Here is a 12,146-nt window from a genome sequence, read left to right as displayed (position 1 = left end):
ACTCTAAAACCAAAATTTCTCTCTTGGTAAAAAATAGGTTATAAACAAATCCTCCCAATTTTTTAGGTTAGATTTAGGTACTAAAAACTAAATCTTTATGAAGAAAATTCTACTCTCGCTTGCGTTGGTCTTTTCTGGTACCCTGGTATTTGCTCAGCAGACCTACCCTGTAAATGGGTCTTATGACATCAGACCTGGGAATTATGCTTTTACCAATGCAAATATCGTGGTAAATGCAAACCAGACCATCCCCAACGGAACCCTATTAATTAAGGGTCAGACGATCCAATCTGTAGGCATCGGCACCGCAATACCAAAAGGCTACGTGGTGATCGACCTAAAAGGAAAATTTATTTACCCTTCGTTGGTGGATGCATTTTCTGCCTATGGCGTACCGGAAAGTACCAGAACCTTAACCGGAGGTACTCGCCAATCCATCTTTACCTCCACTAAAAAAGGTGCTTATGGCTGGAATGAAGCCATTAGACCAGAAACACAAGTACACGCCATCTTTGCAATTGACACAAAAAAGGCAGATGAATTGCGTAAAGCAGGATTCGGCAGTGTGAACGTCATCAACAGAGATGGTATTGCTCGCGGTACCTCTTCTGTAGTCAGCCTGAGTGATGAAAGAGAGAACAGCACCATATTAAACCCTGAAGCTGCTGCGAACTACTCTTTCAATAAAGGAACTTCACAGAACGACTATCCAACCTCATTAATGGGCTCCATTGCCCTATTGCGCCAGACTTATTATGACGCTCAATGGTATGGCAAACAAAAAGAAGAATACAATCTCTCTTTGGAAGCTTTCAACAAACAGCAGCAAATCCCACAAATTTTTGAAGCTGATGGCTGGCAAAATATCCTGCGTGCAGATAAAATCGGCAAAGAATTTGGAAAACAGTACATCATAAAATCAAATGGCGATGAGTATCAACGTGTTGACGCTGTAAAAGCAACCGGTGCGAGTTTGATTATCCCGATTAACTTTGTTAAAGCTTACGATGTAGAAGATCCTTCAGATGCAAGAAATGTGACTTTGGCACAGATGAAAGGCTGGGAAATGGCCCCTTCAAATCCAGGAATTCTGGAGAAAGCAGGGATTAAATTCTCTTTAACCACCTTCGGACTGGATAAAGCTGCTGATTTCTGGACCAACATCCGCACTGCGATCGACAATGGCCTGACTCAAAAACAAGCACTTTTATCGGTTACTGAAATCCCCGCAACAATGATTGGTGTTGCTGATAAAGTAGGAACGCTGGAAAAAGGTAAACTGGCCAACTTCATTATCACTTCCGATAGTCTCTTTAAAAAGAGCAACATTGTATTGGAAAACTGGGTACAAGGAAAAAGATTCATCACCAATAAAAAGGATGAAAAAGATACCGTATCGAAAACTTTGGCTAAAACAGCGCTGGAAAAACCAGTTTTAAACGCAGGTTCGCTTATTTATCCTTTCACTGCTTTCGGTACCGCCAGCCCATTAAAACAGGAAACCGTATTGTTAAAAAATGCAACAGTATGGACGAATGAAAAAGAAGGAATCCTTCAAAATGCAGACGTATTATTGGAAAATGGCAAGATTAAAGCAGTAGGAAAAAACCTAAGTGCTGGCAATGCGAAAGTCATTGACGCAACAGGAAAGCACATTACACCGGGTTTAATTGATGAACATTCACATATTGCCGGAACAGGAGGCATCAATGAAGGCGCGCAGTCTTCTTCTGCAGAAGTGCGCATTGCAGACATCATCAACTCTGAAGATGTGAACATTTATCGTCAGCTGGCAGGTGGCGTAACGACTTCGCACATCCTTCATGGTTCAGCAAATCCGGTAGGCGGACAAGCACAGCTGATTAAACTTCGCTGGGGTAAACTGCCTGAAGAATTGAAGTTTGCTGGAGCTGATGGCTTTATCAAATTCGCCCTTGGTGAAAACGTTAAACAAAGTAATTTCGGTACTGGTGCTCGTTTCCCTGTGACCAGAATGGGCGTAGAACAATCTTTTGTAGACGAGTTTACGCGCGCAAAAGAATATAAAACGGCATTAGCCACGAAAGGAAACAACGTACGCAGGGATTTAGAACTGGATGCGATTGTCGAAATTCTAGACAATAAACGCTTCATTACTTGTCATTCTTATGTGCAGTCAGAGATCAATATGCTGATGAATGTTGCCGATAGCCTTGGTTTTAAAATCAATACTTTCACCCATATTCTGGAAGGTTACAAAGTGGCCGACAAAATGAAGGCCCGCGGCATTAATGCTTCCACTTTCTCCGACTGGTGGGCTTATAAAATAGAAGTAGCAGAAGCAATTCCTTACAATGGAAAAATCATGCACAATGTAGGCATCACTACTGCATTCAACTCTGATGATGCTGAAATGGCGCGCAGGTTAAACCAGGAGGCCGGTAAAGCGGTATTATATGGCGGCGTACCAGAAGAAGATGCCTTGAAATTTGTGACCTTGAACCCTGCAAAAATGCTCCATATTGATAATAAAGTGGGCAGTATTAAAGTAGGTAAAGATGCAGATGTTGTCATCTGGTCGGCAAATCCATTGTCTATTTATGCGAAAGCAGAAAAAACTTTCGTGGATGGTATTTCTTATTGGGACATCGATCGTGATGAACAAGTTAGAAAAGACCAGCAGAACGAACGCGCAAGAATCATTAAAAAAATGCAGGAGAGCAAAGGAAAAGGCGGAAAAACTCAGCGTCCAGTAGCTGAAAGTCCTCGCATGTACCACTGCGAAACTGTGGAAGATTATGCTATGGAACTAAACGAATTAGAAAGGACACATGCTCATGAATAAATATATTTTAACCGTATTCCTTACCGCAGCTGCAACGGTTGCAGGTTTCGCACAGGCGAATATCTCTCCAGCTCCTACACAAAGCAAGCTTACTTATGTGCTGGGTGCCAAATTACACCTGGGCAACGGCAGCGTCATTGAAAATGGCTACCTGATTTTTGATAAAGGGAAAATCACTGGCATTGGAGATGCAACGGTAGTCCGTCTGGACATGAGCAAAGGAAACCTGATTCAGGCGAATGGCAAACATGTATACCCTGGATTCATTGCGCCGGTAACGAACCTGGGCCTGACAGAATTCGAGTCGGTAAAAGCCACGCTGGACTTTGCTGAAATCGGTAATATCAATCCACATATCCGCTCTATTATTGCTTATAACACCGATTCTAAAGTTCCGGCAACCTTAAGAAGCAATGGTATTTTAATGGCACAGGTTACGCCGCAGGGCGGAATGGTTTCAGGAAGTTCCTCTGTAGTACAGATGGATGCCTGGAATTGGGAAGATGCAGCGATTAAGAAAGACGATGCCATGCACATCACCTGGCCGATCGTTCCTAAAGGCAGAGGAGGCTTTGGATTCCGCGGCCCTGTGATCGCAGCAGAAGTCCTAAAAGAAAGAACACAAAATTCGATCAATGAGCTGGATCAGCTTTTTGCAGAAGCCAAAGCTTATGCAGAAGGTCCAAAGCCTGCGGTCAGCAATGCACGTTTGGCAGCCATGAGAAACCTATTTAATGGAACACAGCATTTATTTATCAATGTAGACGGCCAGAAAGACATCATTGCAGCGGTAAATTTTGCGAAGAAATATCAGATTACCCCTATCATTGTTGGTGGAGATGAAGCTTATCTGATTACAGATTTCTTAAAGCAGAACAATGTGGCAGTAGTCGTAAAACAACCGCATGCATTGCCGAATTCTGTGGATGATGACGTGAACATGCCTTATAAAAATGCGGCAGTATTGGCCAATGCAGGTATAAATGTGGTCCTGAGTATTGATGGTTACTGGCAACAGCGCAACCTTCCCTTCATGGCAGGAACCATTGCTGCATGGGGACTAGATCCGGAAAAGGCATTGCAAACCATCACTTTGAATACAGCAAAAGTATTGGGTATAGATAAAACTACCGGAAGTTTAGAAATGGGTAAAGATGCTACATTTTTTATCTCCTCTGGAGACGCCTTAGATATGAAAAGTAATCATGTAGAACAGGCTTTTATTCAGGGAAGAGACATCAATCTAGACAATCTTCATAAACAACTGGATAAGAAGTTCAGTGAAAAGTATCAATTGAAGCCATAATCTTTCTGCTAGATCTGGCGGCTGTTTTGAAAAAAGCAGCCGCTTTTTTTTAATGTAAAGACGTTAAAAAGAAAGTGACCTCATCCAAGGTCACTTTTTTTTAACTAACTTATTATTCATAAAAAAACTGGCTGTTGGGGAAGGAGTCGAACCTTCAAGGGGTAGTTAGCTATAGTTCAAAATCAATTGTGGTCAACCCATAAACTACGTTTATCCATTTATCCCCACCACCGAGACAAGGAGGCGTGTCTGCCAATTTCACCACCCAACATTATTTTAAAGGACAATCTTCTGAGTTTTAAGCGTTAAGTTGTAAATTTCCAAATGCACCTTATATTAGAATTAAAAAACTTATCACTCAAAACTTCATGGCTGTAGGGGAAGGAGTCGAACCTTCAAGGAGTAGTTAGCCCTTACGGGTTTTCCATATTCTCCACCACCGAGACAAGGAGGTGCGTCTGCCAGTTTCACCACCCTACAGAGTATAAGCAAATGTTAAAGAACTGATATTTTTTGTTACTTGCTTGATACAAATGTAACAACAACCCTATTATGTTGCAAATATTTTAATCATATTATTTTATTATTACCATATTAATAATTATATTTGAATATCGTTAACAAATATCAAAATCATGCTTAAAAAAGAAAGCCAAAATTTAGAAATTGATAACCTGGATATTGACATTTTAAAACAGTTAATGCAGGACGCGACGAAACCTTACACGGAAATCGCTAAAGATCTGATCGTTTCTGGAGGAACTATCCACGTTCGGATGAAGAAATTACAGGAAATGGGCATTATCAAAGGCTCACATTTGATGATTGATCCGCAAAAGGCAGGTTATGACATTACTGCCTTTCTTGGAATCTACCTGGAAAAAGGAATTCAGTATAAAGATGCTGTAGCGCAATTGAGTAAAATCAAAGAGGTGGTGGAGCTACACTATACGACCGGGGCTTACAGTATGTTCGCTAAAATCATCTGTAGAGATACGAATCATTTGAGACATGTGTTAAATGAGGAAATACAAGCGGTTGAAGGGATTCAACGTACAGAAACACTGATTTCACTGGAAGAAAGTATCAGAAGACAGATTGAATTGTAATTCAATCTGTCTTCTTTATAAGAGCCAGTTTTAGAAATTGACTGTCTTACTTATTTAAACCTGCTTTTCAAAGCTTCCAGTTTCAGCTGTAAATCGCCTTCCGGCTGTGCTTTTCCTTTTTGTTCAGACTTATGAACAGGCTTTGGCCTATTGCCAGCAGGATTTTTATTAACTGGCTTATGGAAAGTTTTTTCGCGCTCTTCTGCTTTCCCTGTTGTTTTTAATTTCGGCTTTGCTTCTCCTGATTTCATGGATAAGGAAATGCGTTTTCTTGCCGCATCAACCTCTACCACGGTCACCTCTACCTTTTGATGTACTTTGACCACATCATTAGGATTCGCTACAAAACGATCGGCCAGCTGACTGGTGTGCACCAATCCATCTTGATGAACGCCTATATCCACAAAAGCACCGAAATTGGTAATATTGGTCACGATTCCAGGAAGCTTCATGCCAATTCTTAAGTCAGCGATTTCATTCACACCATCCGTAAAACTGAAAGCCTCGAACTGTTCCCTTGGGTCTCTTCCAGGTTTCGCCAATTCATTCATAATGTCGTTTAAAGTCGGCAAACCGATTTCCTCCGTTACATATTGCTGCAGCTTGATTTGCTTTCTTAATTCCGCATCTTTTACCAGCTGCGCAACACTGCAATTCAAGTCTCTCGCCATCTTATTCACCAAAGCATAACGCTCCGGGTGAACGCCACTAGCATCCAAAATCTGCTCTGCATCTCTGATCCTTAAGAAACCCGCAGCCTGCTCGTAAGCTTTATCGCCTAAACGAGGTACCTTTTTCAGACTATCTCTATTTTTAAAAGCACCATTTTCATTTCTATAGGTCACAATATTTTGTGCCAGTTGCGGGCCTAAACCTGAAACATAGGCCAATACCTGTTTTGAAGCTGTATTTAACTCAACTCCTACGGCATTCACACAACTCATCACTGTATCATCCAGCGATTGCTGTAATTTACTCTGATCTACATCGTGCTGGTATTGTCCAACGCCAATAGATTTAGGATCGATTTTCACCAATTCTGCTAATGGATCCATCAATCTTCTGCCAATAGAAACCGCTCCACGAACGGTGATATCCTGTGTAGGAAATTCCTCACGGGCCACATCTGAAGCGGAATAAATAGAAGCTCCGTTTTCATTGACCATCACAACAGCCACCTCAGGGATCTGTAAACCACGGATAAACACTTCTGTTTCCCTACCCGCAGTACCGTTACCAATGGCAATCGCTTCTACCTGATGCTTTTTGCAAAGTTCTATAATTTTATCTGCTGCATTTTTCACATTCCCTTGTCCGGTATGTGGGTATATCGCTGTATTTTCTAATAATTTTCCTTGTCGGTCTAAACAAACCACCTTACATCCGGTACGGAATCCAGGGTCGATGGCCAGCACATTCTTTTGCCCCATCGGCGCTGCCAATAACAATTGTCTGGCATTTTCTGCAAATACGCGGATGGCTTCTGCATCTGCTTTCTCTTTTGAGAAAGAGCGGATTTCAGTTTCCATAGCCGGCCCCAAAAGACGTTTGTAAGAATCCTGGATGGCCATTTTCACTTGTTTCGAAGCTGCAGAATTGTCTTTAATGAATTGTCCCTCGATAATAGAGATGGCTCCTTCTTCTTCTGGCATCGTTTCCAGTTTCAAAATCGCTTCATTTTCTCCCCTTCTCATGGCCAATACACGGTGTGATGGTGCTGCTTTAAGCGGCTCTTCCCAGTCGAAATAATCTTTATACTTGATTCCCTCTTCTTCTTTACCTTTCATTACAGAAGATTTAAAAGAAGATTTCTGCTGAAAATACTGACGCATGGAAGTTCTCACCTCCACATGCTCATTCACAATTTCCGCAATGATATCTCTTGCACCTGCCAGGGCTTCCTCCCTGGAGTTCACGCCTAGCTCCTCGTTTAAGAAGGCCTGAGCCTCCGAATCCGGATCTCCTTTACCTTGTTCCAGCAGCATTAGCGCCAATGGCTCCAACCCCTTCTTTCTAGCTTCAGAAGCTCTCGTTTTACGTTTAGGTTTATAAGGAAGGTAAATGTCTTCAATCGTGCTGATCTCGCTGGCCTCATTGATCTGACGTTCCAGTTCCGGACTCAATTTATCCAATGCGGTCAGGGCTTTAAGAATTGCTTCTCTACGTTTGTCCAGTTCGCGAAGCTGTTGAAATCTATCACGGACTGCCGCTACCTGTACTTCATCCAAACTTCCGGTGACCTCCTTACGATAGCGGGAAATAAATGGCACAGTTGCACCGGCATCTAACAATTCGATGGTTGCAACCACCTGTTTTTCAGCTACGCTAAGCTCGGTAGCAATTATTTTAGAATGATGACTCATTTAATGATCTTTTGATAGGCTATCGTACAATTGGCGCCAAAATTAAGGCTAACAATCGATATCCTAAAATAAATAATGTGTTAATGAATTGTTGACTCCAGATTAGAATGGGTTAAAAAAAATCCCGTTGGTAAATACCAACGGGATCCTATATTAACGATGTAATTTGTAACTTATTTTGCTACGTATAACACTTCTTTTACTGCTTTAATCACTCTTTCAGCGTTAGGTAAACTAGCCGCGATTAGTGTTGGTGCATAAGGAAGTGGAACGTCCGCGCAAGTGATACGTAATACTGGTGCATCTAAATAGTCAAAAGCATTCTTTTGAACATTAAACGCAATCTCAGAAGAGATAGAAGCCAATGGCCATGCCTCTTCAACTACCACTAAACGGTTCGTTTTCTTAACAGATTCAATGATCGTTGCATAATCAATAGGACGTACTGTACGTAAATCGATTACTTCCACATTGATTCCTTCTTTTGTCAGTTCTTCAACTGCAGGGTTTACCACACGGGTTAACATTTTACCAAAAGTAACAATTGTTACATCAGTTCCTTCTTTAACAATATTAGCTTTACCGATAGGCAGGTAATATTCTTCTTCAGGAACTTCACCTTTATCACCATACATTACTTCGGATTCCATGAAAATCACTGGATCTGGATCAAGGATAGCTTGTTTTAATAAACCTTTAGCTTCGTAAGGAGTAGATGGAACTACTACTTTTAAACCCGGACAGTTTGCAAACCAGTTCTCAAAGTTTTGAGAGTGTTGTGCACCCAGCTGACCTGCATTTCCGGTTGGACCACGGAATACGATCGGAATAGAGAATTGACCTCCACTCATTGAAAGCATTTTGGCTGCACCGTTAATAATCTGATCAATAGCAACCAATGAGAAATTGAAAGTCATAAATTCTATGACCGGAACTAATCCATTCATTGCTGCGCCAATACCAATACCGGTAAAGCCCATTTCGGCAATAGGAGTATCAATTACGCGTTTGTCACCAAACTCGTCTAACATACCCTGACTTACTTTATAAGCACCATTGTATTGCGCTACTTCTTCACCCATCAAAAAAATGTTCTCGTTTTTACGCATTTCTTCACTTAGGGCTTCACGTAACGCTTCTCTAAATTGAATTTCTCTCATTGTATATTCAAATATTAACTGATGGCAAATATAACCATTGTAAATTAATTATAAAGTAGTGTTTTAATTACACTGTGTTTTCCGCATTAATTGCTGGGTTTTTCGAGGGGCTCACCGAAATGAATAATGTTTCCATTGTTGTCCAAAATCGAGAATTGATGCATCCCCCAGGGCATTTCAGCCAGTTTTCCATTCGGATGAACAAATCCCTTGACGCTCATATTCCTGATACAATTGCAGTAAATTATTTACATTAATATAACAGCCTGTATGCTTTGGAACGGCTATATCTTCCGTAAATCAGAGGTGAATACTGACTTGTTCGCGACTGAAAATCAGGTAACCATCCCATTCAGAATTCAGCGTAAAGCCCATTTTTTCCTGGTAAAAAACAATGGTTTCCACCTGATCAATAGAAGCCAGAATAGGTACTGCTGAAAGTAGCATAAGCGTATTTTTTTTGTTTAATTATTTCCCACAAAGCGTTAAATAAGGGCAATATGCGCAATTTTCTACAACGGTTGTATGCTTAAAAGGAAGGTCTGGATTGAATAATTCTTCCAGTTTCTGGCGTAATAAGTCCGTAAAATTCCCCTTCAAATCCTCTAGATGCTCTGCCTGTAAGAGGACCTTCTTTCTATTTTCTTTTAGATAGAATAAGGTACCTTCATCACGCATTTTTCGTACAATATAAAGATTGGGCTCTACCCCTGAAATCTTTCTTGTCTGCTCATAAACATAAGTATAAAACAACGTTTGCACCAGGGCTTTATTTTGCTTACCACTCTCGCTGTCAAATAGTTCATCAATAGAAGAAAAGCCAACTTCATCTCTTCCAGTTTTATAATCGACAATTCTAGTGACCCCATTACGCTGATCTACACGGTCGATAATGCCCAATAAAGTTAGCTTCCGTTCTTCTCCCTTTACCTTGATCGGGAAGGTCACTTTGTCGTAATCCTTATTATTCTCCAGTTCTACGATTGAAAATGGCGCTTGCTGTTCATCATGATCCAGAATTACATTGGCATATTCGGCAACAATGGCCAGCATGACCTGCTGCATTCCACTAAATTCCAATAATATTTCTTCTGTATCAAACATCTCTATCGCAAAAGCAAGCTGGCACATTTCTTTGAGCTGCTTTCTATTTTCGGCGATCCGCTCTTTAGTGATATAAGGGCTTTCAGCTTTTAATTTCTGATAAAAAAGCTCCATTACCTTGTGTAAGATAGACCCAATGCTGTTGGCTTCCATGTTTTCGGCCAGTTCTTCCGGTTCTTCCACTTTGGCAATGTATTTATAGAAAAACTGCACAGGGCAATTGAGGTAGGTAGTCAATCTGGTGGCAGATAATTTCACCGGATTTTCCTCCTGATTGTCCAGATAAGTATATAAACGCCGCAATACCTCTCCTTCTTTTTTTATCTCAAATTCTACTTTCGGCTCAATAGCAAGAGATTGCGACTGGTCAAAATATTTAAAGGTGTAGCCGCTTTCAAATTCCAGCTGCTTCAAAAAGCGACTAGGTTCTCCGGTATTGCTATCGTCAGCTTGCCCGTTATAAACCAGACTTACTTTATTGGAACGCTGCAATAAACGGTAAAACATATAGGCAGAAATGGCATCCTGGTTTTCAATAACCGGTAATCCATAGGCCCTGCGGATACTATCGGGGATGAAACTTGGTGACACATTGATCTGTGGCAAAATTCCTTCTGTGACACCAAGCACATATACATGCTCAAAATCCAGACTCCTGCTTTCCAGTAATCCCATCACCTGAACCCCTTGCAATGGTTCTCCGCTTAATGGAACCGCAATTCCCTGAACTGCTTTTTGCATCAAAGAAAGCACAAAAGAAAGAGGCAGATGTGCCGCATAGTCTTCTAAGGTATCGTGTAATCTGTTCAGTTCTTTTAACGTAGCTCCAAATAAATCAGCTTCTGTTTGCTTTAACGTCTTTTCTTCAAGTTGTCTTTCCAGTATCAATTTAAACACTCGCTGCAGGTGTTCGATAGCCATTAGTCCTGAATCTACTTTGCTAAAAAACAAAATGGACAAAGGGTCTTTATGCAAAGTTTTTATTGGAACATCAATCAACTGCGCTTTCAGGATTTCCTGCTGCACATCATCTCTGTCGACAGGCAAGACACCCGTTAAAGGGTGAGAAAGGAAGGCTTCGACTTCTCTGTAATAAATGGCGTCTTTTTTTCCATCAATCAGCTGCGCCTGAACGCTTAGCCATAAATCTGCCAGTCCAAAAATGGAAGTCGCCAGCAAGGGATAACCCATCGTAACGTTCAATTCGATATTCGAAATACCTCCTGCATGCTGATATTTGGTGGGAATGGTTTGCAAAACAGGCAGCAATAAGCTTTCATCTGCAAGAATCAGTGCGATTTTCCCGGCATTATCAGCTACATCCAATAATGGATAATCCTGTAACAATTCCTGCTGGAGAATCTTTGCCTGTGCTGTTTGTCCCTGTGTTTTGTAAACATTAATCTCTTTTTGCTGTCCGCGAATCAAGTCCCTTGCCTCACCTAAAGCATTCGGCAGCCCCAGTCGCTGTATATTTTTCCTCAGGAACAAACCTGCTTCCTGAGTCTCATCTTCCATATAGTATTTATCGACATCAAAATAGAACAAAGCCTTTTCATCTTTATTCCATTTCTTAAAAATTACCGCCTCTGCATTACTAAGGGCATTAAATCCCGCGAAAACAATCTTTCCCTCTTTAAAATCTTCAATAAATTCTGGTTTATCTGCTTTTCCTTCCGCCAACTGGCGATAGATATAAGCCATTGTAGTATATCCTTTTTCTCTTAATGCCGCATGAAATCCACGGTATAATTTAGGCATCCGTCTCCACATACGGATAAACTGTTCCTGATGGTATTGTTGTTTTCCGGCAGAAAACGACGACCAGAACTGCTCCAAAAACTGCTGCTGTTCTAGGGTCAGGTGCTGAAAATCCTTTTCAATCACAGCAATATCTTCCAGCTCCTGAAAAAGCTGATCTGCATTCACCAGATCGTTGTCTATTTGTGAAAAGTCGCTGAGAATAATCCTTGCAATCGGATAGAAAACATCCGGATTCAGCGGTTTTCCTCCTTCTTCAATAAGGAGCTTATTGTATTCTTTTAACAGGGTAAAAAACTGATTAAAACCATCAGCCACCTGCAAATGGGTAGAAAGTGCAAAAAACTCCTGAATGGTAAAAAAGGAAGGTGCCCAAAAGGGTTTCCTCATTGTATCTGCCAAATGGTTCTGCAGGTAGGGCACCGGTCTTTTATTATTAAAAACTACTGCGGCATGGTGCAGATCCGAACCCAACCTTTTTACTAAATCTTCCGCAACTTCTTTTAAAAACGCCTTCAT

The 12,146-nt window shown here is 41.1% G+C and carries 7 protein-coding genes and 2 tRNA genes; 3 read left to right on the top strand and 6 right to left on the bottom strand.

Annotation, left to right across the window (positions count from 1 at the left end; translation table 11 throughout):
- Positions 1 to 97 precede the first annotated feature (97 nt).
- Both H9X96_RS15865 and H9X96_RS15860 read left to right on the top strand, forming a co-directional pair.
- The gene (locus H9X96_RS15865; RefSeq protein ID WP_187667230.1) at positions 98 to 2,824 is read left to right on the top strand and encodes an amidohydrolase family protein; all 2,727 of its coding nucleotides are present in this window, start codon (positions 98 to 100) and stop codon (positions 2,822 to 2,824) included.
- Entirely contained in the window at positions 2,817 to 4,130 is a 1,314-nt protein-coding gene (locus H9X96_RS15860; protein WP_187667229.1) for an amidohydrolase family protein, read from the top strand. The genes H9X96_RS15865 and H9X96_RS15860 overlap by 8 nt, the downstream gene beginning before the upstream one ends.
- A 128-nt stretch (positions 4,131 to 4,258) precedes the next feature.
- Here the strand turns inward: H9X96_RS15860 and H9X96_RS15855 are convergent.
- Both H9X96_RS15855 and H9X96_RS15850 read right to left on the bottom strand, forming a co-directional pair.
- Positions 4,259 to 4,401, bottom strand: a tRNA-Asp gene (locus H9X96_RS15855).
- A 98-nt stretch (positions 4,402 to 4,499) separates the two neighbouring features.
- Positions 4,500 to 4,610: transfer RNA gene (locus H9X96_RS15850), tRNA-Asp, on the bottom strand.
- Between the two features lie 155 nt (positions 4,611 to 4,765).
- Here H9X96_RS15850 and H9X96_RS15845 point away from each other — a divergent pair.
- On the top strand, positions 4,766 to 5,239 hold the full coding sequence (locus H9X96_RS15845) for an Lrp/AsnC ligand binding domain-containing protein (protein WP_062546475.1): 474 nt from the start codon (positions 4,766 to 4,768) through the stop codon (positions 5,237 to 5,239).
- A gap of 50 nt (positions 5,240 to 5,289) precedes the next feature.
- Here the strand turns inward: H9X96_RS15845 and H9X96_RS15840 are convergent, their stop codons facing one another.
- The 4 genes from H9X96_RS15840 to H9X96_RS15825 form a co-directional block, all read right to left on the bottom strand.
- Positions 5,290 to 7,602 carry a Tex family protein gene (locus H9X96_RS15840; protein ID WP_187667228.1) on the bottom strand — a complete coding sequence of 771 codons (2,313 nt, stop codon included), beginning with the start codon at positions 7,600 to 7,602 and terminating at the stop codon, positions 5,290 to 5,292.
- Positions 7,603 to 7,775: 173 nt separating this feature from the next.
- A complete protein-coding gene (locus H9X96_RS15835; protein ID WP_187667227.1) occupies positions 7,776 to 8,762 on the bottom strand; it encodes a pyruvate dehydrogenase complex E1 component subunit beta in 987 nt (328 codons plus the stop codon).
- 300 nt (positions 8,763 to 9,062) lie between these two features.
- On the bottom strand, positions 9,063 to 9,209 hold the full coding sequence (locus tag H9X96_RS15830) for a hypothetical protein (RefSeq protein ID WP_187667226.1): 147 nt from the start codon (positions 9,207 to 9,209) through the stop codon (positions 9,063 to 9,065).
- 21 nt (positions 9,210 to 9,230) lie between these two features.
- Entirely contained in the window at positions 9,231 to 12,146 is a 2,916-nt protein-coding gene (locus tag H9X96_RS15825) for a PD-(D/E)XK nuclease family protein (RefSeq protein ID WP_187667225.1), read from the bottom strand.

The sequence above is a fragment of the Pedobacter sp. N36a genome (assembly GCF_014472395.1).
Classification (GTDB): domain Bacteria; phylum Bacteroidota; class Bacteroidia; order Sphingobacteriales; family Sphingobacteriaceae; genus Pedobacter.
Note: the sequence above shows the minus strand (reverse complement) of the source record. Positions and strands in the feature narration are given on the sequence as shown.